At 56.1% G+C, this 18,625-nt stretch carries 15 protein-coding genes; 6 read left to right on the top strand and 9 right to left on the bottom strand.

Annotated elements, in window-relative coordinates; all coding sequences use genetic code 11:
• Positions 1-103 precede the first annotated feature (103 nt).
• Positions 104-3,889 (bottom strand): peptidylprolyl isomerase, encoded by a 3,786-nt coding sequence (locus Fuma_RS15935; RefSeq protein WP_158521028.1) that lies wholly within the window; start codon positions 3,887-3,889, stop codon positions 104-106.
• A 547-nt stretch (positions 3,890-4,436) separates the two neighbouring features.
• On the opposite strand from Fuma_RS15935, the gene thrS reads away from it, so the two are divergent.
• Positions 4,437-6,635 carry a threonine--tRNA ligase gene (gene thrS / locus Fuma_RS15930; RefSeq protein ID WP_077024999.1) on the top strand — a complete coding sequence of 733 codons (2,199 nt, stop codon included), beginning with the start codon at positions 4,437-4,439 and terminating at the stop codon, positions 6,633-6,635.
• Between the two features lie 18 nt (positions 6,636-6,653).
• The gene (locus tag Fuma_RS15925) at positions 6,654-7,241 is read left to right on the top strand and encodes a Uma2 family endonuclease (protein ID WP_077024998.1); all 588 of its coding nucleotides are present in this window, start codon (positions 6,654-6,656) and stop codon (positions 7,239-7,241) included.
• A 28-nt stretch (positions 7,242-7,269) separates the two neighbouring features.
• On the opposite strand, the gene Fuma_RS15920 is transcribed toward Fuma_RS15925, so the two are convergent.
• The 8 genes from Fuma_RS15920 to Fuma_RS15890 all read right to left on the bottom strand — a co-directional run bounded on the left by Fuma_RS15920 (position 7,270) and on the right by Fuma_RS15890 (position 13,130).
• Positions 7,270-7,587 carry a hypothetical protein gene (locus Fuma_RS15920; RefSeq protein ID WP_077024997.1) on the bottom strand — a complete coding sequence of 106 codons (318 nt, stop codon included), beginning with the start codon at positions 7,585-7,587 and terminating at the stop codon, positions 7,270-7,272.
• Positions 7,588-7,699: 112 nt separating this feature from the next.
• Positions 7,700-8,953, bottom strand: a complete 1,254-nt coding sequence (locus Fuma_RS15915; protein ID WP_077024996.1) for a BON domain-containing protein — start codon at positions 8,951-8,953, stop codon at positions 7,700-7,702.
• Positions 8,954-9,080: 127 nt separating this feature from the next.
• Complete coding sequence (locus tag Fuma_RS36430) at positions 9,081-9,215, bottom strand: hypothetical protein (protein WP_257787796.1); 135 nt, start codon at positions 9,213-9,215, stop codon at positions 9,081-9,083.
• A 36-nt stretch (positions 9,216-9,251) separates the two neighbouring features.
• Entirely contained in the window at positions 9,252-10,661 is a 1,410-nt protein-coding gene (locus Fuma_RS15910; RefSeq protein WP_218922457.1) for a cytochrome B6, read from the bottom strand.
• Between the two features lie 28 nt (positions 10,662-10,689).
• Complete coding sequence (locus Fuma_RS15905) at positions 10,690-10,986, bottom strand: Rho termination factor N-terminal domain-containing protein (RefSeq protein ID WP_077028332.1); 297 nt, start codon at positions 10,984-10,986, stop codon at positions 10,690-10,692.
• Between the two features lie 582 nt (positions 10,987-11,568).
• Complete coding sequence (locus Fuma_RS15900) at positions 11,569-12,189, bottom strand: PRC-barrel domain-containing protein (protein WP_077024994.1); 621 nt, start codon at positions 12,187-12,189, stop codon at positions 11,569-11,571.
• A gap of 168 nt (positions 12,190-12,357) precedes the next feature.
• Positions 12,358-12,561: a CsbD family protein gene (locus tag Fuma_RS15895; RefSeq protein WP_077024993.1), complete on the bottom strand. Its 204-nt coding sequence runs from the start codon at positions 12,559-12,561 to the stop codon at positions 12,358-12,360.
• Between the two features lie 68 nt (positions 12,562-12,629).
• On the bottom strand, positions 12,630-13,130 hold the full coding sequence (locus Fuma_RS15890) for a YciE/YciF ferroxidase family protein (protein WP_077028331.1): 501 nt from the start codon (positions 13,128-13,130) through the stop codon (positions 12,630-12,632).
• A 510-nt stretch (positions 13,131-13,640) separates the two neighbouring features.
• Here Fuma_RS15890 and Fuma_RS15885 point away from each other — a divergent pair.
• The 4 genes from Fuma_RS15885 to Fuma_RS15870 are packed head-to-tail and all read left to right on the top strand — an operon-like array spanning position 13,641 to position 18,624.
• Entirely contained in the window at positions 13,641-14,426 is a 786-nt protein-coding gene (locus Fuma_RS15885; protein WP_077024992.1) for an N-formylglutamate amidohydrolase, read from the top strand.
• A complete protein-coding gene (locus Fuma_RS15880) occupies positions 14,423-16,336 on the top strand; it encodes a flavohemoglobin expression-modulating QEGLA motif protein (RefSeq protein ID WP_218922456.1) in 1,914 nt (637 codons plus the stop codon). The genes Fuma_RS15885 and Fuma_RS15880 overlap by 4 nt, the downstream gene beginning before the upstream one ends.
• Positions 16,333-17,379: a glutathione synthetase gene (locus Fuma_RS15875; protein WP_077024991.1), complete on the top strand. Its 1,047-nt coding sequence runs from the start codon at positions 16,333-16,335 to the stop codon at positions 17,377-17,379. The genes Fuma_RS15880 and Fuma_RS15875 overlap by 4 nt, the downstream gene beginning before the upstream one ends.
• Positions 17,380-17,388: 9 nt before the next feature.
• The gene (locus tag Fuma_RS15870) at positions 17,389-18,624 is read left to right on the top strand and encodes a diadenylate cyclase (protein ID WP_218922455.1); all 1,236 of its coding nucleotides are present in this window, start codon (positions 17,389-17,391) and stop codon (positions 18,622-18,624) included.
• Position 18,625 lies beyond the last annotated feature (1 nt).

Raw genomic sequence — 18,625 nt, 5'->3', positions numbered from 1 at the left:
CCGAAGAGCTCTCGCGCGACCCTGCCGTCTTCAACCGGCCCCTCCCGCAATAAACTGGGGGAGGGGCATCAATAACGAGATGCCGAACCCAAGAGGTGGCCGCCTATACGTTGTCCAGGATTTTTCCGATGTCCGTGAAGATCACGTAGTCGTCGTTTTCTGGTGTTGAGTACAGGCTGTAGCTCAGATTTGACTGGTTGGCACTGGACTGGAAGCCGAGCGTAAGTTGGGTATCAGATGCGATCGAATCCACTCGCACAATCGTGTTACCGAGCGAGATGTAGTCACCGACACTCAATTGCGTTGTGAACTGAGTTCCCGTTCCCACGGCCAGTGAGCTACCCGCTGCGATGGCGATCGTTCCAGCCAGCGGCGAGTCGCTTAGCGGCAGGCTCGCGAATGGTGTCTCACCGAGCGCTCCCTGACCAGACGGAGCTGTGATATCCAGAACCGGCAGCAGGTTGATCGCGTCAACCACATCCATACCGTCTGCGATCACGCGGCCGAAGACCGTGTGTTGAGCGTTGTCCAGAAACGCATTGTCAACGATATTGATGAACCATTCGCTGCTGCCGCCGTTAGGTGTGTTCGCTGGCAAAGCCATCGACAAAGTGCCACGGAGGTTGGAGTTCGCCGTGAGGAATTCGTTTTGAATTGTGTCACTTGAACCGTCATTGTCAGCGTCACGATCGACTTCCGTGATGGACTGCCCCGTCACGTTGTAGCGGCCTGCCTGAACAATGAAGTTGTCGTCAAGCCGTTGAGCCAGAAGGTTATCGAACCGTTCCGTACCGGTGGCTGTATCAGTGGTATAGCTAAGGAAGTTTGCTACCGTAATCGGTGCATCAGCGTCCAGTAGTTCCACGTCGTAGAAATCAGGCGTATTGGCGGCATCCTGATCAAAGTCCTGATTGGTCGTAAACCGCACCACCGTTCCGATGGCTCGATGCACGTTGGTGACGTCGGACATGGTGCTGACACCTTCCGACGCAATCACCGCACGCAACTGGATGGCGTTCAAACCGTAGTGGTCGTCGTCGTGAGTCAGTGGGATATCGATACTGTAGTTGCCGTTGGCGTCAGCCGTAGTGGTGGCTTCGTTGAAGTCAAGTTCGCCATCATTGTCACCTTGCACGGTGGCTCCAGGTGCCGTCACGCCAGTCACCGTGAACGTTTCCTGACGCGTCAGCAAAGCGCCAACGGACTGTTCCGTGGTATTGGATGAAATGTTGGTGGTGAGTGACAGCACTTCATCGTTGATCACGGCGATTGACGTTGTCACGTCGGCGTGGTTCGTTCCGCTGGCTGTCACGGTGACGCCCGCGTTGTCAGCATACAGGTCATTGTCGATAACCGTTAAGGCGACTGACTTCGACGTTTCGCCCGCCGCAAAATCGACAGTTGCGGGGCCGGTGATTAGCGAAGCGTTGGAATACGCCAACGAGATGGATTCGGCGGCGGAGGAGTCCGTCCGCGAAACCGTAATGGCGGCGGCTCCTGCGTTTTCCTGTACCGAAAAGCTGGCTGGCGACAGTTGAATCGAAGCCGCGTCGTCGTTGGTCACGGTGATGTTGATCGTGACCGCCGTAAATCCAGCCGCCGTTCCTGTCACGGTGGCCGTGCCGTTGGCAGGTTGGTCCACGATGTTGTTGTCGATCGTGTCGAACTGCACGTTGACCGAACTGGCACCAGCCGGAATTGTGACCGTGGAATCGCCAGTTAGCCGAGCATCGCCCGAATAGCTGAGTGCCACGCTCAGAGCCGCAGAAGTGTCGGTCGTATTTCGCGAAATCGTCGCTGTGATCGCGTCCGCACCACCGTCTTCGGACACACTGCTGCCGGATGGGAACGTGACGGACAGAGCGGGCGAATCATCGTCCGTGACGACAATCGTGTCAGACCCGTCGACAAAGCCGGTGGCGGTTGCGATCACGCCGACAGAAACGTCGCCGTCGTCGATGTCCTCTTCCACGCCCTCAACATCGATCGTGATCGACGTCTGGCCAGCCGGAATTACCACGTCAATACTGGACAAGCCATCGACCAGTAAACTGGTCGGATCCGTCGACGTCAGGTTGACAGGTAAGGCGGCTGTCGTGTCTGTGTTGCGAGTGATCGTGATAGTCGACTCTTTGTCGACGCCCGTTTCGCCGACGGTTGGAGTTGCAAACTCAACAGTCAGTCGAGGTCCATCGTTATCCTGCACAAGAATCGAATCGGTGCCAGCGGTGAAACCCGGAGCGGCGGCGGTGAGTGTCACGGTGACGTCTGCTTCGGCATCACCATCAGCCACAGTTTGAGCGTCCACAACCACGCTGGCAGAACCGGCCGGAATTGTGGCGGTTGCGGGCACCGAAATCACGCCGCTGACAGAAGTGATCAGAGACACAACCTGGTCTTCAGTAGTGTCGCCGTTACGCGAAATTGTATAGGTGAAGCCGTTGGGGGCTCCGATCGTGGAAATGTTGCCGCTGTCTTCCAGAATGGAACTCTGGCTGGCCACCACTGTTAGAGTGGCTCCGTCGTCGTCTGTGATGACGACGTTAATGGTGGCATCGTCCAGGCCGGTCGCTGACGCCGTTACGATGACGCTGGTCGGTTCGTTAAGGTCGGTGTCGTCCTGAGGGTTCACCAGAACGTTGGCGGTTGTCTGACCGGCCAGAATGGTGACCGTGGACTGTTCCAACTGCAGTTTCGTGTCATCAGACGATGTGAGTGTCACCACCAGATCTTCGGTCGTGTCGCCGCTGCGGGTCACGGTGATCGTGGCCGCTCCATCCCCTGCTCCTTCCGACACCGACGAGTTGTCGATGCTGAGGCTCAGGTCAGACGTAGAGCTCACGGTCCCGCCGAAGGCTTCAACGACCTCAGTGGCTGCCGCGATAGCTCCGGTGGTGTCGTCAGTGACGCGAGCGTCAACGACGGCGGCATTGGCTGTGGAACCTTCGAAGCGGCGTTGCTTTGATCCGTCCTGGAAGACGGCATCGTCGGAGATCTGAATATTGTCCGAGCCTGGGCCGCCGTACGCTCGCGCCTTGTCGCCAAATTCTGACGCACCTTCCACAATCACATTGTCTGAGCCATAGCCGCCTCGAACGCGAGTCTTGTCGGCGATCTCTGACGAGTCGACCATGACGATGTCGTTGCCAGTGTTGCCCACAATTCGCATGTCGTCGCCGATTTGTGAGTTGCGTACGATGATGTCGTCCGAGCCACCGCGTCCAGCAACTCGCGCGTCTCGACTGACGTCCGAATCGTCGATCATCACATCGTCAGCACCGCCTCCGCCCCAAACTGTCAGGTGCCGGCCCACGGTGGACGCGGAAACAATCAACAGGTCGTTGCCCCGGTTGCCGGAAAGGTGCGCGTTGCGGCCAACAGTCGAATCCTGCAGGCTGACAGTGTCGTTCCCGCTGCCTCCGCGGACCCAGAGATTGCGGCCGATGCTGGACGATTCTGTGATGCCAATCAGATCGTTGCCTGAGCCGCCGTTGATGGTCAAGTTACGGTTCACCGTCACGCCGGTCATCGTCAACGCATCGTCGCCGCCACCCAGCGACACAAACAGGCTGCGGCCCAATGACGCACTTCCCGTCCTCAGGACGAAGTCATCCGCGCTGCCGTTGATGGTGGTGCCGTCAGTGCCGCGAGCGATCAGGTTGCCGCCGTCGACGAGGATTTCGACGGAGTTGGCCGCATCGTCACCGCTCACGAAGGCGTTTTGGCCAATAAATTGAGCCGTCACGTTTCCGGCCAGCATCATTCGATCTTCCAGCCGTTCCATGCGGGACGACGAAAGCCGTCGAGCTGCCAAATGCTGCATTCCCTGGCGACGAGCTTTGAAGCGGCGAGCCGAAGTGCGACCGGAAAAGAATTTTCGAATGTTCATGCGACCCAAATCTTTCTGAGACAAAACGCTGGTTTCCAACATCTTCGACGCGACGACAGGCGGAATCTAACCTCCAGTGCCGCTGCGGTAAAATTTACCGGATAGGAGGTCTGGATAGGATAAGGGCAACTGCAATGCCTTGTGTAGTGTTTGAGCGCATTAGCTGATTACAAAGCGGCCCTTTCCTGTTTTTTGCCCGTCGCGCCCCAGTTTTCCCTCGACAAATGGAAAAACGTCGGTCTTTGGGCAAAGTTTATGGGGCGAAGGAAGCCTCGAAAAAGCGGCGGCTGCGAAAGCGGTTCCCGTGAGCCTGCGGCTGTGGGCGGCAGACGAGGCATGGAGGCCGCCATTCTCCCTTTTTTCGGGGCACCTGTCGTTTCCGCTGAATTCCCCCGGCAGGGACCGAACTCAGGCCCCGTTGTCGCGTCAATGCTGCCACGTTATAACCCGCGTTCCATCGACAACGGGGCGGATTTTGCTTCGAAAAGGGGGCCATTTGTTCAGGTCACCTGCCCGCGTGTCAAGACGCTACGGATATCCAAGTTCCATGATTCAGGTCCAGCTTCCCGACGGTAACACAGTAGAACACGACGACAACGCCACAGCTTTGGATGTCGCCAAAGGCATCAGCGAAGGCCTCGCCCGAGCCACCGCGGCCGCAGTCATCGACGGCAATACGGTTGACGCCATGCGACCGCTGAAGGAACTGACCGATCTGCGGCCGGTCCCATTGCAACTTCTCACCACCCGCGACGCGGCGGCGGCGGCCGTCATGCGGCACAGTTGTGCTCACATCATGGCGCGAGCCATCATGCGGCTGTATGAGGGAGTCGGCCTGGCGTTTGGGCCAGTGAAAGGCAACACGTTTTACTACGACTTTGATTTGGCCACGACCATCAGCGAGGACGACTTTCCGAAAATCGAAGCGGAGATGAAAAAGATCGTGAAAGAGGGCGAAGCCTTCGAACGTTTCACGATGAACCGCGACGAATCGATTCAGTTTTGCGAAGACCTGAATCAGGAATTGAAGGTCGAACACATTCGCACCGGGCTGGCCGATCACGATTCGCTCAGCTTTTACCGCCAGGGCGAGTTTGTCGACCTGTGTCGAGGCCCGCATATTCCTCATGCAGGCATGGTCAAGGCGTTCAAGATTCTGAGCGTCGCAGGGTCGCATTGGAAAGGTGACGTCAGCAATCGTGGACTGCAACGAGTCTACGGCACGGCGTTCTTCGACAAGAAGGAACTGAAGGCGTATCTGGAACAGCTGGAAGAAGCCAAGAAACGCGATCATCGAGTTCTCGGCAACCGCCTGCAGTTGTTCACGATCAATCCGGATGTCGGCCAGGGATTGTGTCTATGGCTGCCGAAAGGGGCCACGATCCGAGCGACGCTGGAAGACTTCATCAAGCAGGAGTTGACTCGACGCGGATACGAACCCGTGTATTCGCCGCACATTGGTCGAGTTGAGCTTTACGAAACCAGCGGCCATTTTCCTTACTACCGCGATTCGCAGTTTGCACCGTTGTTTGGGCATTCGGCCGGGCAGCTTGTGGACTACTGGATCCGTTGCCTGGATTCACAGGATGAAGAACTGCAACCGCCGTCGGCTGAGGACGAAGCCAAGTTGCTGGATGCCGCGCTGGTGCTGGGTTTCAGCGTGGAAGACTTCCCGAAAAACGGTTCGGCCGAAGAGAAGCGAGCCGTCCTTCGCAAGTGGGAAAAGCAGCAGGAACGTTATCTGCTGAAGCCCATGAACTGCCCTCACCACGTACAGATGTACAAAGCCATCCCGCGCAGTTATCGCGACCTGCCGGTTAAGTTGGCCGAATTCGGCACGGTCTACCGTCACGAACAATCGGGCGAACTAAACGGGCTGCTGCGCGTTCGCGGTCTGACTCAGGATGACGCTCACCTATTTTGCACGCCCGACCAGGTTGAACAGGAATTCAAGGAGACCTTGGGCCTGGTCAAATATGTGCTGGAAGCGGTCGGTCTGGAAGACTATCGCGTGCAGCTTTCGACTCGCGATCCGAATTCTGACAAGTACGTGGGCAGCGAGGAACTTTGGGACAACGCGGAATCTGTGCTGCGTAAAGTGCTAACCGAAGAAGGCCTGGAGTTCGTCGAATCGCCCGGCGATGCGGCGTTCTACGGACCGAAAACAGACTTCATGGTGAAGGACTGTCTGGGCCGAGAATGGCAACTGGGTACGGTGCAGTTGGACTACAATTTGCCGAACCGTTTCGACCTCGAGTACACAGGCAGCGACAATAAGCCTCATCGCCCCGTCATGATTCACCGAGCCCCCTTCGGTTCAATGGAGCGTTTCGTCGGCGTGTTGATCGAACACTTCGCGGGCGCGTTTCCGCTGTGGCTGGCTCCGGAACAGATTCGCGTGCTGCCGCTGAGCGAAAAGTCTGACGACTATGCTAAAGACGTGGCCGCGCGGCTGCGTCAGAACGGGTTCCGAGTCACCACCGACCTGCAAAGCGCGAAGTTGCAGGCCAAGATTCGGGACGCTCAAATGGACTTAATTCCGTATATGCTGGTTGTCGGACCAAAAGAAGCAGAACAAAATGCCGTGGCTGTGCGCTGTCGGATCGACGGTGATCAAGGCGTGATGTCGTTCGACGATGCCCTGCAGAAACTGACCGAAGAGCGCGACAATCAGACGATTCGCCAGGTTGTGAAGTCAACGTTTTCGGCGGTGGACGACAGCGAGGAAGAAGCCAACGAGTATTGATTCCGGGAGGCACTCATCATGTTGATGGACACGCGCATGACGGCGGAAGAATTCGCGCGTCGTAAAAATGAACTCCCGGACGGCGGTCGTTGGCACGAACTGCACGAAGGCCAGCCTGTCGTGATGGAGGCACCAGACGACAGCCACGGTAATGCGGTCCTTAATCTGTCGCGAGCGTTGGCGGAATGGTTCAAGGCTCGCACGGAGCAGTCAGTCGGCTACGCGTGTCACGAGATTGGCCTGAAAGTGGCCAGCGAACCAGACACTGTGCTGTGTCCGGCCATCAGCTTTTTCGATTCTGGTCAACAGTTCGAAGAAACCGAAAAGATGGTCGCCGATCAACTTCCGAAGCTGGTGATCGACATTGCATCCGCCAACGATCGACGTCAGGAAATGCGGCGACGCACGTTGTTCTACATGGATGCGGGCGTAAAGACGGTGTGGGTGCCCGACCCGATGAAGAAGGAAGTTCAGGTCATCGGACGAGGCAACCACACGCTTTCGTTGGGCGAATGGCAAACGCTGGACGGCGGCGAGTCGTTAGTCGACTTCCGCCTGAAAGTGTCAGACATCTTTGTCCAGCCCGAGTGGTGGACCGGACGGTAAGCGTTCACTTGGCGTTCGCATCGCTCGTCTAAAACTGAAAGTAAATGCCACCACGGTTGATGCCGAATCCTGAGCCTCCTCGGTACCGATTCCGGTAGCTGGGGTACCCATATCGGTACGGCGAATAGTTGCGGCCCGGTCGGTTATAATTGTAGCTACGACCGTAGTTACGGTAGCCACGATTCAGGCTGCGATAGTCGCGCTGCAGGCTGCGGTAGTTTCGATTCAGACCGCGGTAGCGCTGATGCCACGAGCGATTACGATTGCCAGCATCCGCGGGCGCGGCCGCTGCGGCGAATAAAATCGCGATGGATGCGAGAGCTGTTATGGTGAGTTTCGTTTTCATGGTAACTCTTTCTTTCCTTCTGAGGTTGTTCAGCCGCGCTTAGGCGGCTGCAAATCAGTGAGTGTCTTCTGCCTACACGGCAAACCGCATGCCACTGCTGCGGAATTCAGACTTACTCCAACGATTGCGTTGGTGTCACTTCGATTCGATTTCGAATGCTGCGGACGCCAGCGATGCGAGCAGCCAGTCGGCGGGCGCGCTGCTGTTCCGCAATAAACTCGACGCGGCCAGTCAGCTCGACCTTACCATCTTTCACAGAAACTTTGACGCCTTCGGCATTAATCAGCGCGTCGCTGGCAAGTGTCGTTTTCACACCGTGCAGAATTTCTGTGTCACTGCGAGGCTCCTCAGCCACGGTGAGCCGATTTTCAACGGCACGCACTCCGGCCACTTGTCGTGCCAGCCGAGTCGCTCGCAGTTTTTGGTACAAGTTCGGTACTTTCCCACGAAGCACGACGATACCCCACGCGTCGGTCGCAGAGATACCGCCTGCCTCAAGGGCCGGAGCGCGATCAAGTTCCGTTTTAACCTGTTTGCCGAGGCGGGGACGAGTGCCGTTGGCATCGTCGGACTGCGGCTGTTCATCTGTGGAAATTGGAATGGAAGATGTGGCGACGCCGGCAAGCATCAGTTTTTCGTTCACATCTCGAACACCAGGGACGCGCCGAACTCGCGTGATTGCTCGTCGCCGCTGGTTCAGTGTGTTGACTTCGCCGGAAAGCGTGACCACGCCATCTTTAACAATGGACTGAATCGGTAGCAGGGAAAGCTGCACGTCTCGTTGCAGGGCATCCGTGACAGCCTGGCTGATCAGTCTGTCGGCCGGCGCAACTGTTGTGGTGTCCGCATCGTCTGAATCCGCAACAACGATATTATTTCGAACTGTGTGGACGCCCCGCGTCTCTTTCGCCAGCCGTTCCGCTCGGCGTTTTTGAAAGGTCGTGTCGACAGTGCCACTCAGCGTGAGAACGGCACCGTCACTAACGACTTTGATGCTCTTGCTGCGAAGCAGGCTGTCCTCATTCCAGCGCCCGGTCACATCGGCTGCGGGATTAGTTCCTTCTTCTTCCCCGAGACTTACTTGTATGCGGTTAAGTACGCTTTCGACGCCCTGGATGTCACGTGCAAGCCTGTTGGCACGCAGTTTGTGGATAGGGCTGCCGACAGTTCCCGTCAAGGTGACACGGCCATCACTAACGCTAACGATGATGGGTTCGTCTTTCAGTCGGAAGTCATGCTTGAGAGCTTCACAAACCTGTTCCTTAAGCTCGTCGTGCGATGGCGGACCACCCAGTGCGGTCTCGCCCGACGGGATTTGGAGAAAGACGAGGCACGCAGCCACGGTCAGACTAGTTGAAATTTGCATCGTACACCTCGGCTAAAATTCACTTTTATGTGCGGCCGTTGGTGCGTCAAAGTTTCGACGTGTGCCGTGAGCCACTTGGTTCAAACCAGCAGCGATAGCAAATCGCCATCGCTGCCTTCGTTTTGGATCAACAGCTTTGCAGAGCTTTTCCGCAGCATTCGAATTGCGGTTCGTGATCCTTGCACTTGCACGGTGTCTTAACTTCAATCTCCATGCCACATTCACTGCACTTCAATTTGTCGCCAGCTTTAGGTTTCGACATTTGGTTTTCTCCTTCATTCTTTTTCAGGGTTGGGACTTATAGACAACGCATGAACGCCACTAACGCCTGACTTTCTTCGTCGGTCAGCTTCAGGCCGAGTACCACGTTGAAGAAAGCGACGGTGTCGTCCAGCGTCAACAAACGACCGTCGTGTAGATACGGCGGTGAATCCTTGATGCCTCGTAAGGTAAATGTCTTGATTGGCCCGGCTGGGACGTCGTAGTGCCCATGCACCATTTTGGGTTCGTAGAACTGTCCCAGATTGAGATCGTGCATTTTGTCGTCGAGATAAAACGGAGCCGGATGGCATGTCGCGCACATAGCCTTTCCGAAGAATAGTTCCTGCCCTTTCAGTTCCTGTTCTGTCGCCTTTTCTGCAATGAGTTTGCCGTATACGTCCAGCTTGGGCGTTGGAGGGAAGTCGATGATGTTTTGCATCTGGGCCATCATCGAAACCTGATCAGAACGGTTTGGCAGGAAGACACCCTTCTTGGCAGCGGTCACGTGATCGCCGTCGAAGTAGGCCGTGCGTTGTTCGAATTCCGTGAAGTCTTCGACGGACCGAAGTGAACGTTTCGAACCATGGATCTGTTGATTGAACAGGCCACGTAGGCTAACCGTGTCAATCCGAAAGCGGTTTTGCTGCGGCCGTGTGTCTGGGTTCAAATGGAACGTTGCGTTGGTGTGCCCATTCACATGGCAGTCGAGGCAGCTGACTCCCAAAGACGGTTCCGCGACTTTGCGATCATCCGTTTGATTGGACTGTTGTTGCGGGTTTGGCGTCAGAAGCAGCCGCATGCCCTCCATCTGAACCGGAGTCAGCTTGCCCTTTAGCAGGCGGAAGTAGTTCTTTATTGTCAGCACCTCGCCGTTGGTCACATCGCCGAGTTCCGGACGAGTTGTCAAAAACAAGGGCGGCGGAAACTCGGGAGTTAGATGGTCCGGCAGATCAAAGTCGACGTCGAACCGTTTCAGGTCTCGGTACTCTGCCTTCATGATGGCATCGATCTGCACTTTCGGAAACACCATCCCGCCAGTCGGGTGTTTCGCATGAGGCAGCGGACGGAATCCTTCAGGGAACAGGTTCTTTTCGCGGATTTCCTGTGGCGCCATTTGGCTCAGTTCTGCCCACGTGGCACCCTCCGACAGTTTGACTCGAACTCCCTGTTGAACGGCCTTCCGCCCAGCCGACATCTTCACGTCGCCAGGTTGGTCACTAAGATCGTAGCGGCGTTTGAGCAACTCTTGCTGCTGTTGCATCACCGTTGGTTTTTGCTCGGCATCCTTGTCTTTGACAGTTTCAAAACTCTCGTCGCCTACTACGGGCATATAGGTTTTTGGGGCGGGACCGGTACGGTCGCTGTCTTTTTCCTGAGCCAAAGTGGGCACGGATGCCAGGCTGATGGCAACCAAACAAATCGTTGGGGCTGATAGTTTGAGTTTCATAAAGGTCACCTTTGAGGATTTTTGATGTCTAGGACTTCTGACGGATAGCCTTGACCAACTCGGCCTTGTTCATTTTGCTGCGGCCATCGATTTTCAGTTCAGAAGCCATATTTCGGAGCTCGTTCACCGTGCGGTCACTGAGCGGCGTGTTGGGGTTGCCGGTTCCTTGAGTTGTCTTGTTCGGCGTGCGCCCTTCTTTACGGCGCTGTTTGTTGACGGTACGAGCAGCGATCTCAGCGGCCTCATCTTCCGATGATCCACTCTTCAGCTCACTATCCTGAATGTGTTCGTACTGGCGTTTGTCTTTGGCAGACCATTTCGGCATGACGGTTATTCCTCTTACGAAAGGAAACAGCACGTTTCGCTGAAGTTGCGAAGCTGCGTCGCCGGTCGGAATCTGCAACGTTCATGCCGGTCGTCTGTTTTTCTAAACCAGCAAGGCCAGCGACTGGACTTACGGCGTTGGCCTCAGGCTGAGCGTTCTTCGCTTCTGGCTGATCGCATGCCAGCGCGGTCGATTGCCGTTCGAACTGCCGGTTGCTCCAGCATTGGCCGGCGTACGGCACGGGGCTGAACTACTCGAGCAATGTTCCGGCCTTATCGCCGATGCCGAAATACTGCTGGTTTTGAGCTCACTGCTGGAGCCGTTGCGGGAATGAACGAAGCTTGGTTCCTCAAATGAAAAATCGCCAAGCAAAGCATCATCAGGCCACACGGTTCACTGTTCAGTGAAACGTGGACGCCGATTCTGATGCTCAGTACTTGACGATATTTGGGTGGCTCAGTTCGAGCCCTAGTTGGGGTTGCTGGCACGCAACTTCGCATCGCCAGCAATTATGTGTTTGTCAGGCTGGCCGGGAACGTTACTTCCCGGCGAAGGCCTTCCCACACCATTCGCCACGACAAACTATTTGTCATCGCGATCCGGTTTGTCGTCGACATCAACGTCGACTCCATCTTTCCCGACCTTCACATCCACGTCTTTGTCACCGTCGCGGTTACGAAGTCGGTCACGGTTTCGCATTTTGCGTTCGACACCATAGCGCTTGTCGAGATCTGCTGTGAACTTGCGATCTGCGAAGTTTGGCCAGTGGTCTTCGTCGAATCCCGTTTGCCCCTCAAGTTGTTTTTGAGTGACGTTGAGAACCATGACGTGTTCGTCACGGTCATCCGGATCCTGCTGACATTTGAACGCTTCGAAAGGTACGGCGAACATTTTGTTACCGACACCCAGTAGGCCGCCATAGGTCACAGCAGCGTACTTCACTCGGCCTGTGTTGGCGTCCAGCACAATGTCGTTAATTTCGCCGACGCCTTCGCCTTTGGAGTTCTGGATATTCATTCCCAGCAACTGGCTAACCCGAATGGCGGAGCCCGAAGTCTTATCGTCGAGGCTACCTGCCTGCGAGCGATTGTTGCGAGTCTGGTTTTTCACCTTAACGTCGTCATCAGCTGATGACGGACTCAGGACCATCGTCGCGCACATCAACGTGGCCACACCGGCTGTCATCATGGAATACTTTTTCATCGTTCTACTCTTCAATTGAATTGTTAGATTCACTGTCACGCCAGCCATGGCGACGCGCCCTGGCTGCTTGGTGACGTTCTCTGTGTAAAGGTTTGTGATTTCGGTTGAATGGCGTGGATCGGAGCGTTCGTCGGTGCGAAAGCTCGCGTGCCAATTTGGGACTCAAAGCTAGCAGGTGCACGAACTCTCAAATTCCGAGACCTGCTTCTCGGCTTCTTCTTTGGCAATGCCGTAACGCTCCTGGACTTTGCCGACAAGCTCTTCTCGCCTGCCGTCAATGACGTCCAGCTCGTCCTCGGTCAGCTTGCCCCATTTCTGCTGGCACTGCCCTTTGGCTTGTTTCCACTTGCCCTTAATTTGATCCCAGTTCATTGCGTCTCTCCCTAATTTGATGGTTATTGAATCGCCGCCAACGTAGCGACGATGTTTTCAGTCGTTCACTATTTACCTGGCACTGTCGCCAGGAAGTTAATGTGTCGTTCTGCCAGCCGAGTCAGCGTGCGGTTCGCAGCACCTTCTTCTTCCAGCGTTTTTTGAAGAACCTCGGCGGCCTCATGATTACCCAGCTTTTCTGCGTAGGCTCGGGCCGTTCCGTAGCCGGCTATTTCGTAGTGCTCAACGCGTTGAGCTGCTGCTACTAATCCCGCATCCAGCACCTTGGGCAGCGTGTCACTGTTAATCAGTTCGGCGCCCTCTTTGATGATCCCTTCCATTGCGGTGCAGCGGTGCCCACCGGGCTCGAAGTCCATGCCTTCGAAGATGGATTCAAGGCGAGTCACGTGCGTTTGTGTTTCCTTCAGATGATGGGCGAAGGCTTCCTTCAGACCTTTGTCTGTGGCTGCCGCTTCCATCTTTGGAATGGCGTCCAGAAGCTGCGTTTCTGCGCTGTGCAAATCCTTCAGTTCCTGGACGTATAGTTTTTCGAGTGAATCAAGTTTCATTGAGAGCCTCACGTTCTTCGTGGAGTTGTGTTCGGTTGAGCGGCCACCTGTTGTGTCCACCCAGTCAATGTTGCACGGCGCGTACCAGAGCGCCGAAGATTTCGATTCCGCTGATTTATTCGGATGCGCGTGTGAAGCCTGACTCGTCGCGAGCGTTTCGCTGATTTCACAGCCGCCGCGCAGGACGTTGTTCGCTCGTCGGATAGCACCGGCAGCATCGGATTTGTGGTTGTTGCCGAGGAACCACAGCTTGTGACAGCCGCATACGATCAAGTGTCGCGCTGCCGACGTGGTCCGTGCACGCTACCGCACTGCGCCATCTACCCGATCAGCCCATGAAGAATCAGCCAAAGCGCGGTCACTGAACGCTCAGCCTGGACGCCGACAACGCGTGTGGGGGCCAGCAAGCACTACCGAGTTGCGTTTAGAGTCTCGGCACAGCGATTGCATTCTGAAGCCGACATGCTGCGGGCGTTTTGCCCTTGGCTTCCTCCACGGTGAGACTTCGTCATGGCAATTACTCCTTACTGCATCTTTCAACGTGGGCGCAGCCCCGTCGTTGCCGCAGCGGTGCACAACGGCCACGACACTCGCAAGCGAGTCGAACGACATCTGTTGCTAAGCGACGACGCTCGGCTACGCGAAGAAGATCCGATCACCGGCGAATGGTCACAGGTGGCTCGAACGCAGATCGTTGGTTTACGGTCACGATTCGAAGTGGACCTGAATCGGCCGCGAGACAAATCCGTGTACAAGAAGCCGGAGGATGCATGGGGGCTGGAGGTTTGGGACGCTCCGCCGGACGAAGACATGATCGCTGCTTCACTAAAGGAGTACGACGACTTCTACGCGGCGGTGGATGAGTTGCTGACGGAACTGGTCGACGAGTTCGGTAAGGTCGTGGTTTATGACCTGCATTCATACAACCATTTGCGGGACGGCGATGGTCATCCGCCTGCGGATGAGGTTGCCAATCCGGAAGTCAACATTGGCACCGGCACGATGGACCGAGACTTTTGGGCTCCGGTCGTTGATCGATTTGTGAAAGACCTGCGTCGGTATGACTTTCACGGACGGCATCTGGATGTTCGAGAGAACGTGAAATTTCAGGGCGGTTACTTCGGTGAATGGATCCACAATCGGTTTCCCGAGCAGGTTTGCGCGATTGCGATTGAGTTTAAGAAGTTCTTCATGAACGAATGGACGGGCGAAGAAGATCCAGACGAGGTGGACGCCATTTACGGAGCCCTGCGTTCTACGGTGCCCGGCGTCGAAGCGGAATTGAAACGATTGTGAGCATTGATAAGACGACGTCCAACGCTGATTCGTTCGCCGATATTACAGACGCCGTCTGTGATCGATTGGCGAAAAACGAACGCGTGCGTCGAACCCTACCCGGCCACGGACGACTGCGCATTGACCGGCAGCTGCCGTTTTTGTGCATTCACCGTACTCCCGATCATGACGATGCAGGAACTCGGCAACTGGTGACGTCCGAAGCTGCTTATTTATTTGCCTCGGGGAAACGCGAATTCCACGAGGGTTTGCTGAAACTCTGCCAGCAAATCACTGCGACTCTTCAGGAACACTTTGGTACGTTCCTATCGCTTGAGATTTGGGCCGACAGCAATTGCGGTCAACACGAAGTTCAATCGACCGCTCAACCGGCGTTTGAGATATTCACGCCGGACTTCGACAGCATGCCGTCCACGATCGAAGCCTTCACTGCTGCACTGGCTGCTGTCAATATCGACGGTCACGACGCTGTCGTGTCCAGCCAGCACTGTGACGAAGTCGCTCCACCGGGGCTGCAACCGCTCAATCATATCTGTCCGGAGGCCTCGCCCGTTGGCTGCTGCACAATCGGACTGGCCGTGCGACCGATTTATCGAGACCCGCAGTCCGGCGTGACGTTTCCAATGATCCTGCGGGATCTCCGCTGGCAGCTTTCCCGCGCGCTGCGAAAAGCGATTGCTCAATTTGCAGGGTTAGAATCTTCTGCGGACGGCGCCCACTTTGAGTCTCTCGGCCCCACATCACTGGTCAAGGCGGCTCGTCTAATTGATCAACAACTTTGCGAAGTCGCCGAATCATTTGACTTCCTGTTGCAGGTCACGCCGGTGAATTCGGAAGCAGCCTGGGAAGAGTTTCAGGAACATGGCTATCAGCAGGAACCGAACCTGCACTATCGACCGTTGCCGTGGCACACGAGCTTGTTGAAGCGTCGCGTGTTTGACATCGAGATCGAAAGAATCGAAGACGCGACGCTCGGTCATTTGTGCTGGGAAAAACAGGAAGAAATCGACCGCCAGCTGACCGCGCTGCGAGATATCAATACGCCCCACTTTGTGCACAGCAGTTTGCAACTTTACGGCGCTCCGGACGATTCGTTGGTCAAACTGGCGGAGACAATTCTGCAACGATTTCCCGAACCGACGGCTGCCACGGGGGACGAAGGTTGCGTGTCAATAGACACGATTGTTGAACGATCGCGTGAGGAGATTGACCACTATCACCAGCAGATGCACGAGTTCAATGCGAAGGTGGAAGTCTGCGATCAGATTGCATCCGGCATGATGGTATCGGGAGATCGTCTGCTGATTTCTCCGAATGTCAAACTGCAGCCGGACCGCCTCGAAGCGTTGATGCACCACGAAATTGGTACTCATTTGCTGACCTACTTTAACGGCCGCTGCCAGCCGTTTCGGCAGCTGTATTCCGGGCTGGCAGGTTATGACGAGCTGCAGGAAGGGCTGGCCATTATGTCTGAGTATTTGACCGGCGGGTTAACGGCCAACCGCCTACGCAGCGTGGCGGGGCGAGTCATCGCAGTGCGTTCGATGATCTCTGGTGCGTCCTTTACTGAAACATTCTCTCGCCTGCACTACGGCCTGCAGTTTTCGGCGAGGCAGGCGTTCGTCACCACTCTGCGAGTGTTTCGTGGCGGCGGGTTGACCAAAGACTTTATCTACCTGCGCGGCCTGAAGGGCGTGCTGGATTACCTGAGCGGCGGGCACGATATCGAGCCGTTGTATGTGGGCAAGATTGGTCTGCATCACTTGCCGTATATTCAGGAAATGCGTCGCCGAGGCATCCTTGATGCGCCTGGCGTTTTACCTCGGTTCTGGGACGACGATGGCTTGCGCGATCGTCTTGAAGCGTGCCGCGGATTGACTGTTCCGGACCTTGTGGAGAATGAACGATGAAAATTGGATTCGTAGTGAACGATGTGATGACGGAACAAGCCGTCTTCACGACAACTCGCCTGGCCATGACGGCGGTTAACATGGGACACAAGTGTTACGTGCTGGGAGTTGGCGACTTCGTGTATGCCCCGGACGGATCGATCCACGCGCGAGCTCGGTCCGTGTCCGGGGCGAGTTACGATTCGCTCAAAGACTATCTTGAAGAATTGCAGGGGCCGGAAACCGAAACAGAAACCATCACAGTCGATGACCTTGATGTGTTGCTGCTGCGGAATGACCCATCCGACGATGCCGCAGAACGCGCGTGGGCTCAAACCAGCGGGATTCTGTTCGGCCAGCTGGCGGCGGCTCGAGGGACGATCGTTCTGAACGATCCGGAAAATCTGGCGAACGCAATCAACAAGACGTACTTTCAACACTTCCCGGAACAGGTGCGCCCGAAAACCTGTATCAGCCGCGATATCGGCGAAATCAAGGCGTTTATCGAACAGCAGCACGACAAAGTGGTGATCAAGCCTCTGCAGGGATCCGGCGGACAAAGTGTGTTTCTGATCGACGAAGACGAACAGGCAAATCTAAATCAAATGATTGAGGCGGTGACTCGCGACGGTTACTGCATCGCTCAGGAATATCTGCCCGGTGCCAAAGACGGTGATGTGCGATTGTTCGTCATGAACGGTCGAGCGTTGCAGCACGAAGGAAAGTATGCAGCGTTCCGACGAGTCAACAAGACGGGCGACGCTCGCAGCAACATGCATTCGGGCGGCGAAAGTGTCGAAGCGGAAGTGACGGACGAAATGTTGCAGCTTGTGGAAATGGTGCGCCCAAAGCTCATTCGCGACGGGATGTTTCTGGTCGGCCTGGACATCGTGGACGACAAGCTGATGGAGATTAACGTCTTCAGTCCCGGCGGCTTGGGAAGCAGTCAGAAGCACACCGGCGTTGACTTTACGGAAGCCATCATTCGCGACCTGGAACGCAAGGTGAAGTACAAGCAGTACTACGGGGCCGGCATTCGTAATGCAGAGCTGGCGACGTTGTGAAACATCGGGTTGCAGGATACCGTTAGCATCACGATGCTTGACGACCTTCCACGACTGACATTGATTGACGCGGCTGATATCGGCATTTTTGCCCTTGCGGTCTACGCTATTCTCGCGCTCGCCGTGCGGCACGGTTCGAAACGCGGGCTGATCGCAATCCTGCTGCTGGGAGCCGTCTATCTGGCGGCTCAACGGTGGCAGATGCCACTGTCTTTGATCGCGTTTCGGATCGGATTTACGGCGATCATCGTCTCGCTGGTCATCGTCTACCAGGAAGACGTTCGAACGGCGGCCGAACGAGTCGGACGGTGGCTGTTCGGTGACACTCGTCGAGCGGCATCGGCACCGAATTCCGTCAACGACACCCTGGTCCGGGCCGTGTTCCGCATGGCCGATCAAAAAACGGGCGCGCTGATCGTCATTCGTGGCCGCGACGCCTTGGAACGAATGATCGATGGCGGGATCGAAATCGGAGCCGCCGTCAGCGAGCCACTGATTTACAGTCTGTTCGACAGCGCTTCACCCGGCCATGACGGAGCCGTTATTTTGGAAGATGGCCGGATTGCTCGATTCGCCGCACACCTTCCGTTGGCAAAAAGCACCGAGAAATACCACTTTGGCACCAGGCATCATGCGGCGCTGGGGCTGGCCGGCTGCAGCGACGCACTCGTGCTGGTCGTTTCTGAAGAACGCGGCGTGGTGTCGGTCGCGAAGGGAGACACTTTGACGGAGGTCAGTGATTCCGGAACGCTGTCGCGACAGCTGAGGGAATTCGATGACTACTGCCGACAGAACGAGCGTGTCGTCACCGTTCGCAGATTGTTCCGCGAAAGGCTAACATTGAAGTTTGTTGCCGTTGCGATCGCTGTTTCGTGCTGGCTGCTGACAACGCACAATTCGGCGGACGTCTATCGCACGTTTCTTGTTCCGGTGCAGTATCGGAACGTCCCGAAAAATTTTCGTCTTGCGGAAACACTCACGCAGGACGTTCGAGTGACCTTGGTGGGATCAGAGGGCGCCTTCGCGTTACTTCCGCCGGGATCGCTGGATGTCATGATTGATCTCAGCGGTGTGGCGGGCGGCAATCAGATCTTTCCCGTGAATGAAGAATCAGTTAAACGGCCGGACAACCTCCGCGTGTCGGCTATTGAACCTCGCTGGATCCGCGTGGCGGCAGTTCCCGTTGAAACCAAGCCAGCCGCGAATAAACCAGCAACCGCCAAACCGCCGACTAACAAGCCGTAGC

Origin of the sequence: Fuerstiella marisgermanici, from assembly GCF_001983935.1 — a bacterium.
Classification (GTDB): domain Bacteria; phylum Planctomycetota; class Planctomycetia; order Planctomycetales; family Planctomycetaceae; genus Fuerstiella; species Fuerstiella marisgermanici.
This window is presented reverse-complemented; position numbering and strand designations above follow the sequence as displayed.